The organism is Paraburkholderia sp. J67, assembly GCF_905220265.1.
GTDB lineage: Bacteria > Pseudomonadota > Gammaproteobacteria > Burkholderiales > Burkholderiaceae > Paraburkholderia.
Genome location: NZ_CAJMZK010000128.1, coordinates 1 through 304 on the forward strand (window position 1 = coordinate 1; position 304 = coordinate 304).

A 304-nucleotide genomic window follows, 5' to 3' on the forward strand; every position below is an offset into this window, starting at 1 on the left:
CGGCCAGGGCACCGTGGCGATGGAAATCCTCAGCAAGCATCAGGCCCCGATTCACGCGATCTTCGTGCCGATCGGCGGCGGCGGTCTCGCGGCGGGTGTGGCGGCCTACGTGAAAGCCGTGCGCCCGGAGATCAAGGTGATCGGCGTGCAAACCGACGATTCCTGCGCGATGGCGCAGTCGCTCAAGGCGGGCAAGCGCGTCGAGTTGAACGAAGTCGGCCTGTTTTCGGACGGCACGGCGGTGAAACTCGTCGGCGAGGAAACCTTCCGGCTTTGCCAGGAATATCTGGACGACGTGCTCACG

At 64.8% G+C, this 304-nt stretch carries 1 protein-coding gene; it reads left to right on the forward strand.

Features of this window, described 5'->3' with window-relative positions; genetic code table 11:
- The coding region (locus U5782_RS41475) for a pyridoxal-phosphate dependent enzyme (protein ID WP_322049652.1) at nucleotides 1-304 on the forward strand (304 nt) is incomplete at both ends.